General features: G+C 69.1%; 15 protein-coding genes and 2 tRNA genes. 14 read left to right on the forward strand and 3 right to left on the reverse strand.

Translation table 11 applies throughout. The features are described from left to right. The first annotated feature begins 7 nt into the window (after nucleotides 1-7). Nucleotides 8-1,513: an NAD(P)H-hydrate dehydratase gene (locus ACX9GQ_RS02815; protein WP_459628021.1), complete on the forward strand. Its 1,506-nt coding sequence runs from the start codon at nucleotides 8-10 to the stop codon at nucleotides 1,511-1,513. A gap of 15 nt (nucleotides 1,514-1,528) precedes the next feature. Here ACX9GQ_RS02815 and ACX9GQ_RS02820 read toward each other — a convergent pair whose 3' ends face one another. After that, nucleotides 1,529-2,998: a multicopper oxidase family protein gene (locus ACX9GQ_RS02820; protein WP_459628022.1), complete on the reverse strand. Its 1,470-nt coding sequence runs from the start codon at nucleotides 2,996-2,998 to the stop codon at nucleotides 1,529-1,531. A 227-nt stretch (nucleotides 2,999-3,225) separates the two neighbouring features. On the opposite strand from ACX9GQ_RS02820, the gene ACX9GQ_RS02825 reads away from it, so the two are divergent. From ACX9GQ_RS02825 to ACX9GQ_RS02855, 7 genes are all read left to right on the forward strand, one after another. After that, nucleotides 3,226-3,310 (forward strand) — tRNA-Leu (locus ACX9GQ_RS02825). Between the two features lie 66 nt (nucleotides 3,311-3,376). Beyond that, nucleotides 3,377-4,816 carry a trigger factor gene (gene tig / locus ACX9GQ_RS02830; RefSeq protein WP_459628023.1) on the forward strand — a complete coding sequence of 480 codons (1,440 nt, stop codon included), beginning with the start codon at nucleotides 3,377-3,379 and terminating at the stop codon, nucleotides 4,814-4,816. A gap of 169 nt (nucleotides 4,817-4,985) precedes the next feature. After that, nucleotides 4,986-5,609: an ATP-dependent Clp protease proteolytic subunit gene (locus tag ACX9GQ_RS02835; protein WP_459628024.1), complete on the forward strand. Its 624-nt coding sequence runs from the start codon at nucleotides 4,986-4,988 to the stop codon at nucleotides 5,607-5,609. A 289-nt stretch (nucleotides 5,610-5,898) separates the two neighbouring features. After that, a complete protein-coding gene (clpX, locus tag ACX9GQ_RS02840; protein ID WP_459628025.1) occupies nucleotides 5,899-7,164 on the forward strand; it encodes an ATP-dependent Clp protease ATP-binding subunit ClpX in 1,266 nt (421 codons plus the stop codon). 229 nt (nucleotides 7,165-7,393) lie between these two features. Continuing rightward, the gene (gene lon, locus ACX9GQ_RS02845) at nucleotides 7,394-9,817 is read left to right on the forward strand and encodes an endopeptidase La (protein WP_459628026.1); all 2,424 of its coding nucleotides are present in this window, start codon (nucleotides 7,394-7,396) and stop codon (nucleotides 9,815-9,817) included. Nucleotides 9,818-10,092: 275 nt separating this feature from the next. Then, the gene (locus ACX9GQ_RS02850; protein WP_459628027.1) at nucleotides 10,093-10,368 is read left to right on the forward strand and encodes an HU family DNA-binding protein; all 276 of its coding nucleotides are present in this window, start codon (nucleotides 10,093-10,095) and stop codon (nucleotides 10,366-10,368) included. Nucleotides 10,369-10,558: 190 nt separating this feature from the next. Continuing rightward, nucleotides 10,559-10,634: transfer RNA gene (locus ACX9GQ_RS02855), tRNA-Val, on the forward strand. A 237-nt stretch (nucleotides 10,635-10,871) separates the two neighbouring features. Here ACX9GQ_RS02855 and ACX9GQ_RS02860 read toward each other — a convergent pair. Next, nucleotides 10,872-11,594: a helix-turn-helix domain-containing protein gene (locus ACX9GQ_RS02860; RefSeq protein WP_459628028.1), complete on the reverse strand. Its 723-nt coding sequence runs from the start codon at nucleotides 11,592-11,594 to the stop codon at nucleotides 10,872-10,874. Between the two features lie 499 nt (nucleotides 11,595-12,093). Between ACX9GQ_RS02860 and ACX9GQ_RS02865 the strand changes: the two genes are divergently transcribed. From ACX9GQ_RS02865 to ACX9GQ_RS02875, 3 genes are all read left to right on the forward strand, one after another. Beyond that, a complete protein-coding gene (locus ACX9GQ_RS02865; protein ID WP_459628029.1) occupies nucleotides 12,094-12,450 on the forward strand; it encodes an HdeA/HdeB family chaperone in 357 nt (118 codons plus the stop codon). A 116-nt stretch (nucleotides 12,451-12,566) separates the two neighbouring features. Further along, entirely contained in the window at nucleotides 12,567-12,902 is a 336-nt protein-coding gene (locus ACX9GQ_RS02870; RefSeq protein ID WP_459628030.1) for a hypothetical protein, read from the forward strand. Nucleotides 12,903-13,115: 213 nt separating this feature from the next. Beyond that, nucleotides 13,116-14,870 carry an ABC transporter ATP-binding protein/permease gene (locus tag ACX9GQ_RS02875; RefSeq protein ID WP_459628031.1) on the forward strand — a complete coding sequence of 585 codons (1,755 nt, stop codon included), beginning with the start codon at nucleotides 13,116-13,118 and terminating at the stop codon, nucleotides 14,868-14,870. 6 nt (nucleotides 14,871-14,876) lie between these two features. Here ACX9GQ_RS02875 and ACX9GQ_RS02880 read toward each other — a convergent pair whose 3' ends face one another. Beyond that, complete coding sequence (locus tag ACX9GQ_RS02880; protein ID WP_459628525.1) at nucleotides 14,877-17,042, reverse strand: mechanosensitive ion channel family protein; 2,166 nt, start codon at nucleotides 17,040-17,042, stop codon at nucleotides 14,877-14,879. A gap of 227 nt (nucleotides 17,043-17,269) precedes the next feature. Between ACX9GQ_RS02880 and ACX9GQ_RS02885 the strand changes: the two genes are divergently transcribed. Genes ACX9GQ_RS02885 through ACX9GQ_RS02895 form a run of 3 tightly spaced genes read left to right on the forward strand, consistent with a single transcriptional unit; the run spans nucleotide 17,270 to nucleotide 19,708 of the window. After that, on the forward strand, nucleotides 17,270-18,658 hold the full coding sequence (locus ACX9GQ_RS02885) for a sensor histidine kinase (protein ID WP_459628032.1): 1,389 nt from the start codon (nucleotides 17,270-17,272) through the stop codon (nucleotides 18,656-18,658). Next, entirely contained in the window at nucleotides 18,648-19,055 is a 408-nt protein-coding gene (locus ACX9GQ_RS02890; protein WP_459628033.1) for a response regulator, read from the forward strand. The genes ACX9GQ_RS02885 and ACX9GQ_RS02890 overlap by 11 nt, the downstream gene beginning before the upstream one ends. Further along, nucleotides 19,052-19,708, forward strand: a complete 657-nt coding sequence (locus tag ACX9GQ_RS02895) for a helix-turn-helix transcriptional regulator (protein WP_459628034.1) — start codon at nucleotides 19,052-19,054, stop codon at nucleotides 19,706-19,708. The genes ACX9GQ_RS02890 and ACX9GQ_RS02895 overlap by 4 nt, the downstream gene beginning before the upstream one ends. Nucleotides 19,709-19,737: the final 29 nt, after the last annotated feature.

Below are 19,737 nucleotides of genomic sequence, written 5' to 3' on the forward strand. Positions count from 1 at the left end.
TGAGGGAATGGGCGACGCTTTGCTGAGCACCTCGGAGATGGGCGAGGCCGACCGGCTGACGATCGCCGGCGGGACTGCCGGACTGGCGCTCATGGAGAAGGCAGGCCGCTCCGTCGCCGACGTCGTCGTGCGCCGTTTTCCGGCCGGGAGCCGCGTCCTCGTGCTCTGCGGGCCGGGAAACAACGGTGGCGACGGCTTCGTGGCGGCGCGAGTGCTGGTCGCGCGCGGATACCGCGTGGCGCTTCATCTTCTCGGCGCGCGGGATGCCCTGAAAGGCGACGCGGGGCTGGCGGCGGCTGCGTGGACGGGGTCGGTCGAGCCTCTCTCGACGGCCGATCCCGGCAGCGCCGACGTGGTGGTCGACGCCCTCTTCGGCGCGGGCCTTGCGCGAAAGCTCGACGGCGAGGCGCTCGCGGCCGTGCAGCGCCTGAATGCCTCCGGCGTGCCCGTCGTCGCCGTGGACGTGCCGTCCGGGGTCGATGGCAATTCGGGGCAGGCGCGAGGCGAGGCGGTGCGCGCGAGCGAGACCGTCACCTTCTTCCGGTTGAAGCCCGGACACCTTCTCTATCCCGGCCGTGGCCTGTGCGGGCCGGTGCGGGTCGCCGACATCGGCATTCGCGATGAGGTGCTGGAGAGCATCCGGCCCCGGGCGTGGCGGAACGGGCCCGACCTGTGGCGCGGGGCGCTCCGGCCTCCGCGCGAGGAGGGGCACAAGTACGGTCGCGGTCACGCGCTCGTACTGTCGGGCGGACTCGAAGGCGGCGGCGCCGCGCGGCTTGCCGCCCGCGCGGCGCTTCGCGTCGGGGCGGGACTCGTGACGGTTGCGAGCCCCTCCGATGCGTTGCCCGCCCATGCCGCCGCCCTCGACGCGGTCATGGTGCGTCGCTGCGACGGCGCCCCGGGGTGGGCGGACCTGCTGGCGGCCGATCCGCGACGCAACGCCGTCGTGCTCGGTCCGGCGGCAGGCGTGGGGGAGGAGACGCGCTCCCGTGTCGCCGCAGCGCTGGCGGCAGGCCGGCACTTGGTCATCGACGCGGACGCGCTGACGAGCTTTGCCGGCGAGGCGGCCGCCCTCGCGAGCCTTGTTGCGCCGGCGGCAGCAAGAGGCCAAAGCGTGGTGCTCACGCCGCACGACGGAGAATTCCGGAATCTCTTCCGCGGCATCGCGGAGGTTCTTGATCCGGACTCGAAGCTTGAGCGGGCCCGGGCGGCGGCCCGTCTGACGAGCGCCGTCGTGGTGCTCAAGGGGCCGGACACGGTGGTGGCGGCGCCGGACGGGCGGGCCGCCATCAACGCCAACGGGTCGCCTTTCCTCGCCACCGCCGGGTCGGGGGACGTGCTTGCGGGCCTCGTCGGCGGCCTTCTGGCTCAGGGCCTGCCGGCGTTCGACGCCGCCTGTGCAGGCGTCTGGATCCACGGGGCGGCGGGCAGCGCGCTGGGCGCTGGACTCATCGCCGAAGACCTCCCGCAGGCCGTCCCGGGCGTGCTCCGGGAGCTTTTCGACGCCGGGTGACGCCCCGTATGCCCGTCACGTCACCTCGAACCAGCACGACAGGCCGGTGTCGAGCCGCTCCAGGACGGTGGAGCCAATCAGCCACTTGCCGCGGTTGTCGGCGACGAAGGCGATCCGCTGCGTCTGGTTCTCGAGCAGGATCATCGTGTCGAGCCAGTAGGGTTCCCAGCCGTCGTCGAAGGCGTGGAGCAGCCTGAAGCAGTGGCCGTGGACATGCAGCACTTGCGGGAAGGCGGTGCGGTTCGTCATCGCGAGCACCACCGGGGTGCCCCTTTTCACGCTGAGAACGGGCTTTCCCGGCTTGTCGGCCCCGATGGCGCCGGACACGCCGTTGACGGTCCAGATGCGCTGGGGATCGCCTGTCCACGTGCCGCGCCCGTCGGAGGCGCCGGGGCGTACGCCGCCCTCGATGACGACGTCCGCGCGCTGGGCCTTCTGCAGCGTGATCGCCTCGGGCAGAAGGCGGTTGGGCGCCAGCGGGCCGATCGGCGGAAGCACGGGCCGGCGGGTGATGGCGGGGTCACCCTCGGCCGTGACCTGCACCAGCGGCAGGCCCTCGCCGATCAGCGCCGTGACGGCGGCCGTGGCGCCGGGCTCCGCCGGGACGTCGAAGAGCACGTCGTAGCGGCTGCCCGGGGCGAAGGGCAGGGTGGAGCGCAGCGGTTCGAAGGTATCAGTCGGCTGGCTGTCGACAGCGATCACGTAGGCCTTCATCCCGTCGAAGCGGATGCGCATCAACCGGGCATTGCAGAGACTCGCGAGGCGCAGGCGCACGCGCGAGCCCGGCGGAACGGACAGCTTCAGCGGCGCTCGCATGCCGTTGACGGTGAGAATCGTGCCCAGCCGACCGGCGCCGGCCCGCTCCTCCGGCAGTTCGAAGGCGGCGTGCCGGCCTTCGGCGTCGAGCCGCCAGTCGTCGACGGCGACGATCCGGTCGACATCGACCGGCGGCGCGTCGGGCTCCGTCACGGCGAGAACGCCGGCCAGGCCGCGCTCCTGCAATTCGCCGGTCATGCCGGGGACGAGCGGGCGGTAGATGAAGGTCCCGGCGTCGGGCGGCACGAAGCGGACGTCGGCCGTGGCGCCGGGGGCGGTTGCCTCCTGCGTCAGGCCGGCGACGCCGTCCGCCTCGTTCGGGCCCCGGACGCCGTGCCAGTGCACGCTCAGCGGGCGCTTGATGCCGTTGACCACCCTGACGCGGAAATCTTCGCCGCGCTTCGTGCGGATGTCCGGGCCCGGAGCCTTGCCCCCGAAGGCCCACAACTCGGTCTCCTGGCCGGGCTGGAAGGCGACGAAGGAGGGCTTGGCCTCGAGGAGGACCGTCGGAAGCCCGTCCGCCGGGAGCGGCGACGCCGCCGGGGCGGCCGTGGCCGGTGCCTTCTGCGCGACGGCGGCGGCCGGAAGGAGCGGGAGCGCGGCTGCCCCGCCGAGACCAGCGGCGAACCGCCGCCGGGTCAGGGAGAACGTCTTCGGGTGCGCGGCCATCGGGTCGGAGCCGTCCTCGGGGGTGATGGCCTGACTTCCGCGAGGGACGCCGGCCGGCAGGTGCGTCTGCGCCGCTTTCTCGCATGTTCGCGCAGGAGAGGCGAGACGTCCGTGCCGTCGGCCGTAGGCCGGCATGGCGCCCGTTTTTTCGCTGGCGCCGCGCCGCCGCCATGCTATAGAGCGCGCCACCTCGCGGGGCTCGCCCCGCGGCGGGCTCCTGTGCGCTTGCGGGCGTGGCGGAACTGGTAGACGCGCCGGATTTAGGTTCCGGTGACGCAAGTCGTGTGGGTTCAAGTCCCTCCGCCCGCACCAGAGCCGCCGCCGTCGGCGGCGGGAGTCCTGTTCATCGATCTCTCTTTGGCGAAGGCAAGTCCAATCATGCAGGTCACGCAAACGCTGTCGGAAGGGCTGAAGCGCCAGTTCTCGGTCACCCTCCTGGCCAAGGATCTCGAGCAGCGCCTGTCGAACGAGCTCACCGAGCTCAAGGACAAGGTGCGCATCAACGGATTCCGCCCCGGCAAGGTGCCGGTCCAGCACCTGCGCCGCCTCTACGGCCGGTCGGTGATGGGCGACGTGCTGCAGAACCTCGTCAACGAGGCGAACCGCAAGATCGTCGAGGACAACGGCCTGAAGCTCGCGCTCGAGCCGAAGATCGAGTTCCCCGAGGACAAGGCGGCGGTCGAGGCGGCCATGGAAGCTCGCGGCGACCTGTCCTACACGGTGTCGCTCGAGGTGCTGCCGAAGTTCGAGCTTGCGCCCTTCGCCGGCCTGTCTGTGACGCGCGAGACGGCCGAGGTGCCGGAGGCGGAGGTCGACGCGGCGCTCGAGCGCATGGCCGGCCAGAACCGTCCGTTCAGCCCGAAGGAGGGCGACGCTCCGGTGGCCGAGAGCGGTGACCGCGTCGTCGTCGACTTCACCGGCACGATCGACGGCGTCGCCTTCGAGGGCGGCACCGGCTCCGACATCTCCGTGGACCTCGGCTCGGGCGGCTTCATCCCGGGCTTCGAGGAACAGCTCGTCGGCGCGAAGAAGGGGGAGACGCGCACCGTCAACGTCACCTTCCCGACGAACTACGGTGCCGCCAACCTCGCCGGCCGCGCCGCCTCGTTCGAGGTGACCGTCAAGGACGTGCAGGCGCCCGGCGCCGTCACCGTCGACGACGAACTGGCCAAGACCTTCGGCATGGAGAGCCTCGACAAGCTGAAGGACGCGATCCGCGACTCCATCGGCCGCGAGTATGGCGCCGTGTCGCGCCGCAAGCTGAAGCGCCAGCTGCTGGATGCGCTCGACGCCCAGTACACGTTCGAACTGCCGCCGACGCTCCTCGACCAGGAGTTCGACAACATCTGGCGGCAGGTCCAGAGCGACATGCAGGAGCAGAACAAGACGTTCGCGGACGAGAACACGACCGAGGACGAGGCCAGGGCCGAGTACCGCCGGATCGCCGAGCGTCGCGTGCGCTTGGGCCTCGTGCTCGCCGAGATCGGCGAGAGCGCCAAGGTGCAGGTGAGCGACGAGGAACTGTCGCAGGCGCTCGTCGAGCGCGCCCGCCAGTTCCCCGGTCAGGAAAAGATGGTGTGGGACTTCTACCGGAAGAACCCGCAGGCGCTGGCCGAGATCCGGGCTCCTCTGTTCGAGGACAAGGTCGTCGATCACATTCTCGCGTCGGCCACGGTCACCGAGAAGGCGGTCTCCAAGGACGAACTGCTCGACGAGAGCGACGGCACCGAGAAGTCGGCTGCGGCCGAAGAGGCCCCGGCCAAGAAGCCGCGCGCCCGCAAATCCGCCGCAAAGCCGGCCGACAAGACGGAAGAATGAGCGGGGGCGGCCGAGGGCCGCTCCTTCTCCCTGCGCCCGGCAGCGTCGCCGGTTCCGCCACACGATCGTTCACCAACCGAAGCCGGCCCCATTGTGCGGCCGGCTTCCGGCATTATGTTGGGTCCAGCGCCCCTCGTGGCGCCCCCGATTCACGACACAGGGCACGGCCATGCGCGATCCGATCGAAGTCTACAACAACATGCTCGTGCCGATGGTCGTGGAGCAGTCGAACCGCGGCGAGCGGGCCTTCGACATCTATTCCCGCCTGCTGCGCGAGCGCGTGATCTTCCTGACCGGCCCAGTCGAGGACAACATGGCCTCCCTCGTGGTGGCGCAGCTGCTGTTCCTGGAGTCCGAGAATCCGAAGAAGGAGATCTCGATCTACATCAACTCCCCGGGCGGCATCGTCACGTCGGGGCTCGCGATCTACGACACGATGCAGTTCATCCGCCCGCCGGTGTCGACGCTGTGCGTGGGGCAGGCCGCCTCGATGGGTTCGCTGCTGCTCGCGGCGGGCGAGGCTGGCATGCGTTTCGCCCTGCCCAACGCGCGGATCATGGTCCACCAGCCCTCCGGCGGCTACCAGGGCCAGGTCACCGACATTCTGATCCACGCCCGCGAGGTCGAGGGGCTGAAGCGCCGCCTCAACGAGATCTACGAGAAGCACACGGGCAAGGACTACAAGGCGATCGAGGAAGCGCTGGAGCGCGACAACTTCATGACCGCCGAGGGCGCCAAGGCCTTCGGGATCGTCGACCAGGTCATGGAGAAGCGCCCGGTGGAGGCGGCCTGACGCCGACGTGAGCGAGCCCATCGGGGCTTCCGCGCGCGTGGCACGGCGGTCCCCGTCCTGTTGCACCCCTGCAATGTCCCCGACCATCGGGGATGCAGCCTATTGATCCCCATCCGGCACCATGTTTGCATCGGCAGACGTGGCGGCGAATCCGTGAGGGTTTACAGCCGGTGGGGATTGTCCCTGGGAAAGGGCCTTCGAAGCGCTACCGTTTCTTAGGTTCCCGCCCCATAACCTGATCGAGGGCGCTGCGGCCTGCGGCCCGCGCACCGGTCGAGTGGAGGATGCCATGAGCAAAGTCGGCGGCGGCGATTCCAAGAGCACGCTGTACTGCTCGTTCTGCGGCAAGAGCCAGCACGAGGTCCGCAAGCTGATCGCAGGCCCGACCGTGTTCATCTGCGATGAGTGCGTCGAGCTCTGCATGGACATCATCCGCGAGGAGAACAAATCCTCGCTGGTGAAGTCGCGCGACGGCGTGCCGACGCCGAAGGAGATCCGCAAGGTTCTCGACGACTACGTCATCGGCCAGGACCACGCGAAGAAGGTGCTCTCCGTCGCGGTCCACAACCACTACAAGCGGTTGAACCACGCCACGAAGCACAACGACGTCGAGCTGGCGAAGTCCAACATCCTGCTGGTCGGCCCCACCGGATCCGGCAAGACGCTGCTCGCGCAGACGCTGGCCCGCATCCTCGACGTGCCGTTCACGATGGCGGACGCCACGACCCTCACCGAGGCCGGCTACGTCGGCGAGGACGTCGAGAACATCATTCTCAAGCTGCTCCAGGCCTCCGACTACAACGTCGAGCGGGCGCAGCGCGGCATCGTCTACATCGACGAGATCGACAAGATTTCGCGCAAGTCGGACAACCCCTCGATCACGCGCGACGTGTCGGGCGAGGGCGTCCAGCAGGCGCTTCTCAAGATCATGGAAGGCACGGTGGCCTCGGTCCCGCCCCAGGGCGGCCGCAAGCACCCGCAGCAGGAGTTCCTGCAGGTCGACACGACGAACATCCTGTTCATCTGCGGCGGCGCCTTCGCCGGGCTCGAGCGCATCATCTCGGCCCGGGGCAAGGGCACCTCGATCGGCTTCGGCGCCAAGGTCGAGGCTCCGGACGACCGGCGCACCGGCGCCATCTTCCGCGAGGTGGAGCCGGAGGACCTGCTCAAGTTCGGCCTGATTCCCGAGTTCGTCGGCCGCCTGCCGGTCATCGCGACGCTCGAGGACCTCGACGAGGCCGCGCTCAAGAAGATCCTGACCGAGCCGAAGAACGCGCTCGTGAAGCAGTACCAGCGCCTCTTCGAGATGGAGGACGTGGAGCTGACGTTCGCCGACGAGGCCGTCTCGATGATCGCCAAGAAGGCCATCGAACGGAAGACCGGCGCCCGCGGCCTGCGCTCCATCATGGAGGGCATCCTGCTGGAAACCATGTACGACCTGCCGAGCCTCGAGGGCTGCGAGCAGGTGGTGATCGGCCCCGAGGTGATCGAGGGCAAGGCGCGTCCGCTGTACATCTACTCGGACAAGGCGGGCGAGACCGCCTCGAGCGCCTGATCACGCGAAGTTGGCCCTCCTGCCGTGGGGCAGGGGGCCGGGGCTCGGCTTGAAGTCGGGTCCGCGAGGAGCCATCTCAGGCTCAGTGTAGCCGGTTCGCTCATCCCAACAGGTCCCTTCGACCTGGAGGAGCCGGGTGCGTCGCGACGGCCGTCGGCCGCCGCACCTCGTTCGCCGGGTGGCCCATTCCGGGCATCCATGCGGGCGCACCAGAAAGGACAACTGTTCGATGACGACTTCCAGACAGCGTCCCCAGCTGCAGCCGGGTGCCGTGGACACGTATCCCGTCCTGCCGCTGCGTGACATCGTCGTCTTCCCCCACATGATCGTGCCGCTGTTCGTCGGCCGCGAGAAGTCGATCAAGGCGCTGGAAGAGGTGGTGAAGAGCGAGAAGCTCATCCTCCTCGCGACCCAGAAGAACGCCGCAGACGACGATCCCGCCACGGACGCGATCTTCACGATCGGGACGCTCGCCAGCGTGCTCCAGCTCCTGAAGCTTCCCGACGGCACCGTGAAGGTGCTCGTGGAGGGCGTGGGCCGCGCCCGCGTGCGCGAGTACGTGCGCTCAGAGGACTTCTACGAGGCGACCGCCGAGGCCCTGCCGGACGCGATCCCGAACCGGATCGAGGCCGAGGCCCTTGCGCGCTCCGTCGTCACGGAGTTCGAGAGCTACGTGAAGCTCAACAAGAAGGTGTCGGCCGAGGTCGTCGCTGCCGTCGGGCAGATCGAGGACTACTCGAAGCTCGCCGACACGATCGCCTCGCACCTCGCCGTCAAGATCACCGACAAGCAGGACGTCCTCGAGATCACCGACGTGACCAAGCGCCTGGAGAAGGTGCTCGGCTTCATGGAGAGCGAGATCTCGGTGCTCCAGGTGGAAAAGCGCATCCGCTCGCGCGTCAAGCGCCAGATGGAGAAGACCCAGCGCGAGTACTACCTCAACGAGCAGATGAAGGCGATCCAGAAGGAGCTCGGCGACGAGGACGGCAAGGACGAGGTCGCCGAGATCGAGGAGCGCATCAACAAGACGAAGCTCTCCAAGGAGGCCCGCGACAAGGCGCTGGCCGAGGTGAAGAAGCTGCGCCAGATGTCGCCGATGTCGGCGGAAGCCACGGTCGTGCGCAACTACCTCGACTGGCTGCTGTCGCTGCCGTGGGGCCGCCGCTCCAAGGTGAAGAAGGACCTCGCCCACGCCCAGCAGCTGCTCGACGACGAGCACTACGGGCTGGAGAAGGTGAAGGAGCGGATCGTCGAGTATCTCGCGGTGCAGAGCCGCGCGAACAAGCTCACCGGCCCGATCCTGTGCCTAGTCGGCCCGCCCGGCGTCGGCAAGACCTCGCTCGGCAAGTCGATCGCCAAGGCGACCGGCCGCGAGTTCGTGCGCATGTCGCTCGGCGGCGTGCGTGACGAGGCCGAGATCCGGGGCCACCGGCGGACCTACATCGGCTCGATGCCCGGCAAGATCGTGCAGTCGATGCGCAAGGCCAAGACGTCCAACCCGCTCTTCCTGCTCGACGAGATCGACAAGATGGGCATGGACTTCCGCGGCGATCCGTCGTCGGCCCTCCTCGAGGTGCTGGATCCGGAGCAGAACTCGTCGTTCAACGACCATTACCTCGAGGTCGACTACGACCTGTCGAACGTGATGTTCGTGACCACGGCGAACACGCTCAACATCCCGCCGCCCCTCCTCGACCGCATGGAGGTGATCCGCATCGCCGGGTACACCGAGGAGGAGAAGGTCGAGATCGCCCGCCGCCACCTGATCCCGGAGGCCGTGAAGAAGCACGGCCTGCAGGAGAAGGAGTGGACGATCGACAACGAGGCCCTGCTGATGCTGATCCGGCGCTACACGCGCGAGGCCGGCGTCCGCAACCTCGCCCGCGAACTCTCCAACCTCGCCCGCAAGGCGGTGAAGGAGATCCTGCTGTCCAAGAAGAAGAAGGTGGCGGTCACGACCAAGACGCTGCCTGACTTCCTCGGCGTGCCGAAGTACCGCTACGGCGAGACGGAGAGCGAGGACCAGGTGGGCGTCGTCACGGGTCTTGCGTGGACCGAGGTGGGCGGCGAACTGCTGACCATCGAAGGCGTGATGATGCCCGGCCGCGGCAAGATGACCGTGACGGGCAACCTCAAGGACGTGATGAAGGAGTCGATCTCGGCTGCGGCGAGCTACGTCCGCTCGCGGGCCATCGACTTCGGCATCGAGCCGCCGCTGTTCGACAAGCGGGACATCCACGTGCACGTGCCGGAAGGCGCGACGCCGAAGGATGGTCCGTCGGCGGGCATCGGGATGGCCACGGCGATCGTCTCCGTGCTCACCGGCATCCCGGTGCGCCACGACATCGCCATGACCGGCGAGGTGACGCTGCGCGGCCGGGTGCTCCCGATCGGCGGGCTCAAGGAGAAGCTTCTCGCGGCGCTTCGCGGCGGCGTGAAGAAGGTCCTGATCCCCGAGGAGAACGCCAAGGACCTCGCGGACCTTCCCGCCAGCGTGAAGAGCGGCCTGGAGATCGTGCCGGTCTCGCGCATGGAGGAGGTCATCAAGCACGCCCTCGTGCGCCAGCCGCAGGCGATCGAGTGGGAAGAGGACGTCACGCCCCGCAAGGCCGCGACGGCCGAGGACGAGGCCTCAGGCGTCGTCGCCCACTGAGTCGATCCGCATTCGCATCGAACGAGCCCCGCGGCTTTGCCGCGGGGCTTTTCGTTTGCGCGGAGCGGCCAGCCGGAGAATTCGGTCCTCTCTGCGGCGTCCCAGGCACCGGACATGTGGGAAATCGGCCACAAGCTTGGCCGGCGACACGCGAAAAAAACGAGGATTTCCCTCGGATTCTGGCCGCTTCGGCCTTGCCAGCGCGGCCCTTAACTGGAACAACGCCCGGCAGCGCCGCCAGAGTCGGTGCGCAGGACAACACAAGGAGTATTCCGATGAACAAGGGCGATCTCGTCGCTGCCGTCGCGGAAGGCGCGGACCTCACCAAGGTTCAGGCCGCCGCCGCCGTCGACGCCGTTCTGGAGGCCATCACGGCGTCGCTGAAGAAGGGCGACGAGGTTCGCCTCGTGGGCTTCGGCACCTTCCTCGTCTCCAAGCGCCCGGCGGGCGAGGCGCGCAACCCGCGCACCGGCGAGACGATCAAGACGAAGGCCTCGCTGGCCCCGAAGTTCAAGGCCGGTGCCGGCCTGAAGTCGGCCGTCAACGGCTGACAAGCGTCGTCCCGGCAGTGCGCCGGGCGCCGCCGAGTTGCCACGGGCCGGTTCGCCGGCCCGTTTTTCTTTCCGGTCATCCGTCTTGCCACAGGCGGGGGCCGCAGGCATATGAATGCCGCGGGCCGGACGTCGTCTGTCCCGCACGCGGGTCTCGCTACCCGAAAACGGACGGCCGAGGCCGTCCCTGGGGCGGTTAGCTCAGTCGGTAGAGCATCTCGTTTACACCGAGAGGGTCGGCGGTTCGAGCCCGTCACCGCCCACCAATACGATCTCTATCGCTTCCGGCCGCCCGTCGGGCACGCGGAACAACACGGCGGAGGCTGGCCTGAAGTGGTGCCGGTGGCGTGCCATAACCGGCCTTGCTCGGCGTCCTAGATGCGGTGGGCCGCGAGACCGCCGCCGAACAATGTAAGCTTGAACGTTACATCTTTCGCGAATGTGAATGTGTCGCGGGATCCGTAAACCTACGGACCCAGCGGTGAATTCCGGGGATGCGCACGTCAGGCCCGCGTGGCGATCGACTTCACGACCGTGCTTCCTTCGATGACATTGACAGGCCCCACGAGGCGCTTGAGGGCTTCGATGTCGGTGAGGGTGACGGTCGAACCCGTCATCTGAGCGCCGTGAGACGCGATCTGTCCGATCGCGCGCGAAAGGCTTTCCGGAGTGAGGCCTAGCAACGACGCCAGCGTCCGCTTGCTCATTCCGAGCGGAAACGATGGGGCTTCTCCCGAGGCGACGTATCGCTTGAGGATCCAGCTTCCGACGCGCTGGATTCCGTTTCTCATCTTGTGATTGTTCATTTCGCGGGCGAGACCGATGTAGTTTTCGGCCATCAGGCGCGCGACCTTCTCGGCCAGCACGGCGTCCGACCGCACACTGTTCCTGAACATGTTCGCCGGGATCATGATGACGCTCGACGGCGTCAGCGTCTTCGCGGACGAAATGGCCGGCTCATCCGTGATGACCGTGGCGAGCAGGAAAGGGCGTCCGGGCGGGACGATGGCGATGACCGCCTCCGCGTCACTGTTTCTGGACGTCAGCTCGACTTCGGTCGCCAGCGCCAGGAACAGAGTATCCGTCAGAGTATCCTGTTCCACCAGCGTCGTGTTCGCGGGCAACAACTGCATGACCGACGAGCGGAGGAGTTGTTGGATCGTATCGGGGTGGAGATCGCTGAAGAAGGAGAGGTGACGGACGGATTCGATTTCTTCGGGGGTCATTTGCCAGCCAGGGTCCGGGATCTTGCTTGATTATTGTCGACGGAACGGGCCGCCCACGCTGTGCTCCCGATGTCGTTGATCACTCGATATTCCGAGTCGTGAATGGAAGTCCAGATCGTCGCTTTCGCCGCCGGACGATCCCGACGTCGCTGACGCTCCTTGTCTTCATCACCTGCCATTTGTGGCACAGGTGGCAACGACGCTGTCATGCCCCTCACGCAGGGCCGCTCAACCGTGCCGACGACGTCTCCGCCCCAGCGTCGGCGGGCGCCGCACGGACGGTGCCCTGCGGGAACTGCCGGTGGGCCGGCGCCCGGCTCCGTGTCCCATAAAGGCAAAGCACCGCCTCGGCCCTCGGCTAAGCTCGAGGACCGACTCGGCGGCGGGGGCTGCCGGCGGTGCGTCCGGGCCCGGAGGCCCGCGGCGCAGAGGGTTCGCCTGCCGCGCGACCGAGGGTCGCGCTCGTCAGCGCAGGCGCCCAGCCAACGAGGAGAGACCCATGAGGATGTCCATCGCCGCCGCGGCCCTTGCGCTGTCGACCGCGGGAGCGCTCGCGCAGACGCCGACCCCGCTCACCGCCTATGCCGATGCCAACGGCTTCATCGATGTGCAGGCGCTCACCTGCGACCAGTTGGCGAACACGTTCCAGGAAGACGCCGACGGCCTGATGGCCTGGTACAGCGGCTGGTACAACGGCCTCGCCAAGAAGCACTTCATCAACATGCCGCGCTCCAAGGAGGCCGAGCACGAGGTCATCGTGTACTGCAAGGCCAACCGCGGCGTGAAGATCATCAAGGCGATCGACATCGTCTTCACGAAGATGCGCAAGGAGAAGGGCATCGTCCTCTCCAAGTGAGAACCACAGGCGGCGGGGGCAGGGGCCTCCGCCGCCTTCGTCCGACGTGGCCCGCTTGACGCCGACGACCCGGGCAGGGGAGAACGACGCTGCTCCCGGTTCCTGGAGGCCTTACGATGGTCCATCGCCTGATCGCCCTCGCCCGGACGACCGTTCTCCTCGCCGCCGTCGCCACCGTCGCCGGCCCGACCGGTGTGCAGGCGCAGAAGCGGCCTGACACCCTCACCATGACGTGCGCGCAGGCTGCGGCTCTGGTGCGCCAGCAGGGCGCGATCGTGCTCGGCACCGGCCAGTACGTGTTCGACCGCTTCGTGGCCGACGGCCGCTTCTGCTCCATCAACGAGGTGGCGGCCCCGACGCGGGTGCAGACCAAGGACCAGAAGGCCTGCATGCTCCTGTCGAAGTGCACGCCCAAGCGCGACTACTGGGAAGACAACTTCTTCTGGCGCTGATCGAGCCTGCATCCGAGGAGCCTGTCCGCCGCGCCTCGTGCGCCTGGGTTCGTCGAGGGCTGTAGCGGAACCGTCCGCCGACCCTGCCCGTTGCCCCATTGGCAACGGTGAGGGCCCCGAATGGCCGTGCAAGACGATCCGGCGTCCGCCCCCTTCGCCACGGAGGACGCGGTCAGTGAGCCGCCGGGACGGCTCCGTCGGGACTTCCGGGCGATGGCGTTCGGTTTCTGGACGGGCTGCAACCGGCGCACCGCGTGGCTCTACACGGGCGCCATCGTCGCTCTGATCCTCGCCAACATCGCGCTCCAATACGGCATCAACCGCTGGAACCGTTCGTTCTTCGACGCGCTGGAGGCTCGCAGGACGGACCTCCTCGCCGGACTGGTCCTGGCCTTCGCGGCGCTTGCGGTGGCGGCCATCCTGCTGATGGCCTCCCAGGCCTACGCCCGCCTCGCGCTGCAGGCGCACTGGCGACGGTGGCTCTCCAGCTCCCTGCTGGCGCAGTGGCTTCGGCAACGGCGCTTCTACCAGCTCGCGATCGTCGCGCCGGAGGTGGACAGTCCCGAATTTCGGATGACGGACGACGTGCGCTTTGCCGTCGACCCGCTCGTGGACTTCGCCATCGGCCTGTCGAACGCCGTGCTGATGGCGCTCGTCTTCGTCGGCGTGCTCTGGACGGCGGGCGGAGGCATCACGGTCATGGGCGTGACCATCCCCGGTTACTTCGTGGTGGCCGCGGCTCTCTACGCGCTCGTGACCTCGACGGTGATGGTCCGGCTCGGCGGCCCACTCGTCGTGCGCACGGCGGACAAGAACGCTGCGGAGGCGGCGGTCCGCTTCGAGATGGTGCGCGTGCGCGAGAACGCGGAGAGCATCGCGCTGATCGGCGGCGAGGATGACGAGCGGGCGTCGATCGGCGAATCCCTTGCCGTCGTCCTCAGGCGCTGGAGCGCGGTGGCGGCCCAGCAGGCCCGGATGACGCTGATCATCCACGGCAACACCACGCTGGCCCCGGTGCTGCCGCTGCTCCTCGGTGCACCGAAGTATTTCGCCGGCACGATGACGCTCGGCCAGCTCATGCAGATCGCAGCCGCCTTCGTGCAGGTCCAGATCGCCTTCAACTGGCTCGTCGAGAACTACATCCGCTTCGCGGAGTGGCAGGCGTCGGCCGGGCGGGTCGTGGGGCTGTGGCGCACGCTGCGCGATCTGCCCGCCGACGCCGAGGGGGCGGGGCGCATCGTCCTCGGGACAAGCCCCGACGAGGCGCTGCACCTGCGCGGACTCGTCGTCGCGCGGCACAACGGGCGGGTGATGATCAACGGGGCGGAGGCCGTGTTCTCGCCGGGCGAGAAGGTGCTGCTCAAGGGCGATTCCGGCAGCGGGAAATCGACCCTGATCCGGGCCATCGCCGGCCTGTGGCCGTGGGGCTCGGGCGAGGTTCTGGTCCCGGCCGGCCAGGAGGTGCGGTTCATCCCGCAGAAGCCCTATGTGCCCAACGGGACCCTGCGCGAGGCGCTGCTCTACCCGGTCCCCGACCGTCCCGTTCCCGACGAGGAGTTGGTGCGCGCCCTTCATCGCTGTGGGCTCCGGCACCTCGCGAACGACCTCGGCCGGACCGAGCGATGGGACAAGGTCCTGTCGGGCGGCGAGCAGCAGCGCCTCGCCTTCGCCCGGCTCCTCGTCCACCGGCCCGCCATCGTCATCATGGACGAGGCGACATCGGCTCTCGACGAGGCGAGCCAGGACTCGATGCTGTCCCTGTTCCGGGACGAACTCGCCGCCGCGACGGTGCTCAGCGTCGGGCACCGACCCGGCCTGGACGACTACCACGACCGCGTCCTCGTGCTGGCGCGGCAGGCCAGCGGGGCGGTGGTGGATGCCCCGCCCGCCGGCCCTGGCCTTCGGCGCTGGATCCGTCGCATCGCCGGAGGCGGGCGGGAGGCGAGCCCGGGGGCCGCGCGCGGGTGACGGATCTCACTCGGCCGCGGGGACCTTTGCCGCCGTGGCTGCGGCGCTTGCGGCCACCGTCTCCGCCACGGCACGGTGATCGTCGCTGCCGCGCGCCAGCACGGATACCAGCGGCTCGGGGAAGCGGATGCCGGCAGCCGGCAGGTCGCGGAGCAGGCGCTTCACCGCCTCACGCTGGATGAGGCTGGGGCGGATGGGCTTCACGGTGAACTTGAAGCGCGCCACCAACGCCTCGTCGAGAATCTCGAACACGCCCTGCATCTTCAGCGGCTGGATGAAGTCCGGGGCATACTCCGGGTCCTCCATCAGCGCGATGCCGATCTTCTTCGTCGCCTTGCGCAGGGCCTCGAGGTCGGTGTCGCGAGCGAAGCGGAGGTTGAACTTCACGGTCGACCAGTCGCGGCTGAAATTCGTGACCTGCCCGAGCTGTCCGAACGGGATGGTGTGCAACTGGCCGTTCTGGTGGCGGAGTTTCAGCGAGCGGAGCGCAAATCCCTCGACCGTCCCCTTCGCCTTGCCGCAGTCGATGTACTCGCCCACGCGGAAGGCATCCTCGGCGAGGTAGAAGATGCCCGACACGATGTCGCGCACCAGCGTCTGGCTGCCGAAGGAGATCGCGAGGCCGACGATCGAGGCGCCGGCGACGAGGGGCGTGATGTTGACGCCCAGCATCGCCAGCACCGCCAGCGTACCGACGGTCACGACCAGCACGAGCGCTGCCACGCGCAGGAGGGGTGCGAGCGTGCGGGCCCGGGACCCGGCCGTGTCGCCAGGCCCGTCCTCGGCGTCCTCAGGCGTCCCGGTTCGGGCGGCGACGTAGGGGTCGGTCGCGGCGCGCACGCCTTCCCACAGGAGGAAAGCGGCCATGCCGGCCATGGCGGCGTGCAGAAGGGTCCGCCCGAGGGGCCGCCATTCGGCCTCCGTGTAGAGGCCCAGCGCGTCCACACACCAGACGCGGGCCAGGACCAGCAGAACCGCGAGGCCGACGATCACCCTGGCGATGCGCGCAACGGAGCGGGCGATGCGAACGGGGAGGGCGATGCCCTCGCTTGGGAGTTGCGGGTGGCGAAGGACCCAGCGCAGGAGGGTCTCCGACAGCAGCAGCACGATGATCGACGAGACGGTGGCGATCGTGCCGAGCGGTACTGACCCGCGCCCCGAGAGCGCCGCGTAGAGCCGCAGCATCAGGATGATGCCGATCAGCGGCCACGCGACGGCGTGGAGGAGGGTCGTCGCCCGGCGGACGAGCGTGTCGTCCGGGTCCGGGCGCCTGAGACCGGCGAGCCAGCGGCCGAGCCCGCGCGAGCCGAACCCGACCACGGCGGCATAGGCGCTGGTCACGACCAGCGCGTTGATGAAGAGCGTCGCGGAGATGGTGATGGGCATCGCCATCAGCGAGAGCCAGCCGCGGGTGACCGCGACGACGGACACCGCCGTCACGAGCCATCTCTTCAGCTGCTTCGCGTCCATGTCGCCGACGGGGGCGAGGCGGGCCGCGGGGTGGGACGGCCGGAGCCAGATCTCGAAGACACAATTGGCAGCCATGGCTAGCACCACCGTGTCGAGGACGGTGTGGGCGAAGGCACCCCGGGCCCCGGACGCGGGCAGGACGGAGCCGAGGGCCACGCGTGTCACGAGCCATGCGGCCAGCAGCGCCGCGCCCTCGAGAAGCGCGAGAAGCGCGACGGCCCGCGGGGACGCAATCCCGGGCCCGGACGACAGCCGACGGCGCAGCGGCGTCGCGGTCGCGCGGACGAGGAAGCCCGCCGCCACGGCCGCGGCAGCGCAGAGAGCCAGAAGGGGAAGGAACGTTCCGTTTGGGCCGTCCGGACCCCGGCCGAGCCGGTCCAGGACCCGACCGGTCTGCGCCGGCAGATCCGGCACGGCGGCGATCACGGACGGCGTCCGCTTCACCAGTTCGCCGACGCGTTCGGCCACGACGTCGACGGCGTCCTCGCCGTCCTCTGAGGTGGATTCCGGATGGGCAGGCGCCGGAACGAGCGTCTTCGACAGGGCCTCGGCCACCGCGGCGACGACCCTGTCGAACTGGTCCTGCGTCATGCCGGGAGGCGGGTCGGTCGCCGGCGCGGCCGGACCCGTCGTCGCCACGACGCCACCGAGCAATCCCGCGGTCACCACCAGGAGCCGCAGCGCGCGGCCGATGCGTCCCATCACGTGCATGTCCCCGTCCGGCGCGCGGATTCGACCCTCGTGCAGTCTAGCTGACGCTCGACAAAAGCCCACCGCCGCGCGGTTGGCCCGTCGCAACCGGGAGGGCGTTTTCGCCGACCGTTAACTCTGGGAGTCGAAGGGACCGCGGCGTTCAGCGGATTTTTTCCCACCGTCGGGCATCACGAAGGCGGTGCCGGAAGGTCGGCTGCGAGACGACGGAGAACAGCGTGGCGGTGCAGTGGCGCGCCCTGACGGTGATCCAGCAGTTCATGCTGGTCAGCCTGTGCGTCGTCGTGGCCGGCATGATGGTCCTCGGCGTGTGGGTGTCGCGCAACATCACCGAGTCTTCCGGGTCCAACGCGGCAACGGCTGCCGCGCTGTACATGAACAGCATGCTTGCGCCGCATCTGACGAGCTACGCCCTCACCGGCCGGATCGATCTTGCGGACCGGGAGGCGCTCGACGAGGTGACCCGGATCGCGCAGTCGCAGCGGCAGGTGTTCTCGATCAAGATCTGGTCCCCGGACGGGCAGGTCGTGTACGCGACCAACCGAGAGCTGGAGGGGGCGCGGTTCGAGCCCGGCGACTCCCTCAGGGCCGCAGCGGGCGGGCGCGTGGCTTGGGAGTACGACGACCACTCCGACGCCGAGAATGAGCACGAGCGCGCCTCCAACATCCGATTCCTCGAGATCTACGCGCCGGTTCGCGACGACCATGGCCGGATCTTCGCCGTGGCGGAGTTCTACGAGAACGCCCAGTTCATCGGCGGGGAGGTGGCGACGGCGCGCCAGCGGACCTGGTTCGTCACGGCGCTCGTCAGCATCTCGACGGTGCTCGCGCTCTACGTGATCGTGGCGCGTGCCGACAAGACCATCGAGCAGCAGCGGGAGGCCCTCGGCCAGCGGGTGAGCGAGCTGTCGCGGCTCCTGGCGCAGAACGACGAGTTGCGCCGCACCACCCAGCGCCTCTCCCGCCATGCGGCCGAGGAGAACGAGCGCGTGATGGGCCAGCTCGGGGCGGACCTCCACGACGGTCCCGCCCAGCTGCTGGCGCTCGCGCTCCTGCGCCTCGACCCGGCGCGGGCGACGCCCGAGCGGGCGCGCGACGAGATCGGCCGCGTCCGGCCGATCCTGATCGAGGCGCTCGAGGACATGCGCGCCATCTGCGGCGGCCTGGTGATGCCCGGCATCCGCGACATCGGCCCGCGGGACGCCTTCCGCTTCATCGTCGACAGCCACGAGCGGCGTACGCAGACGACGGTCGACCTGGAGGTCGGTTCGCTTCCGGACGGCCTGCCGGAACACGTCAAGGTCTGCCTGTGCCGGGTGGTGCAGGAGGGGCTGACCAACGCGTTCCGCCATGCCGGCGGGGCCGGGCAGTCCGTTTCCATCCGGGATGACGGGTCCGGCATCACCGTCGAGGTGTCCGACCGTGGACCCGGGCCGATCGCCGAGCCGGACACGAACGAGCCGCCCCGCATGGGCCTCGCCGGCCTGCGGGCGCGCCTCGCGCTGCTGGGTGGCGCCCTGCGGATCGAGCCGCGGGCAGGCGGCGGGACCACGCTCACGGCCCGGCTCCCGTACAGGTTCGAAGAGGAGATCGCACATGTTGCATGACCCGAAGATCCGGATCGTCGTCGTGGACGATCACGCCTCGTTCCGGGCTGGCGTGGTGGACGAACTCGGCCGGGAACCGGACATGGTGGTGCTGGGGGAGGGGGCGGACGCGTCTTCCGCCATCGACGTGGTGCAGGCGCTGCGCCCTGACGTCGTGGTGCTCGACATGAACATGCCGGGCGGCGGCCTCGCCGTGGTGGCGAGGCTCGCCAACACCTGTCCCGAGGCGATCCTGCTGCTGTTCACCGTCGTCGCCGATCCGGACCAGATCGAGGCCGCAATGCGGATGGGGGCCGGAGGCTACCTGCGCAAGGGCGCGACGATGAGCGAGCTCATGGACGCGATCCGCGCAGTGTACCGGGGCGAGGCGCTGGACATGGCGGGGCCGCTGCAATGAACGCACCCTCCATGCCCCCGGTCGCGACCCGGCGGCCGCCCGTCCCGGGGTTCCCCGGGGCTCCGCCCGTCCTGCTGCGGACCTTCGACCTGATGCGGCAGGTCAGTCCGTGGCCGCTCGTGATGGTGGACGAGACCGCTCGCGTCGTCGTCGCGTGCATGGCGTCCCACGCCATGCTTGGTGCGTCGCGGGGGATCTCCCTGCGTGACGGAAGCCTCTGGCTGGATCGCTCCCGGGCGCTGCGCCAGACGCGGGAAGCGGTTGCCGCGGCCGTGGCGGCCGCGCACGCAGCCGGCGCGGGCGACTACCCGTCGTGGCTCGTGGGCGTGCCCGACGGCAACGGCCGGACGGGCATCGTCCTGAAGATCATGCCGGTCGCCGCGGAGGGCGCCGAACCCTGCGCTCTCGTCGCCCTCGTCGACCTGCAGGAGACCGCGAGCGTCAGGCGCGCGTCGGTGATGACCCTGTTCGGGCTTTCGGAGCGCGAGGCGGATCTGGCCGAGAACTTCTCTCAGGGCCTGAAGATCGACGAGATCGCCGGCCGAATGGGCGTGGCGACCAACACGGTGCGCGTGCACCTTCGGAATGTCTTCCAGAAGACGGGCTGCTCGAGCCAGGTCGAGCTCGCCCGGCTGTTCCTGCTGCTGCCCTAGGTCGACGGATCGCCCGGCGGGCTTCATCG

It is taken from the genome of Alsobacter sp. R-9 (assembly GCF_054612375.1).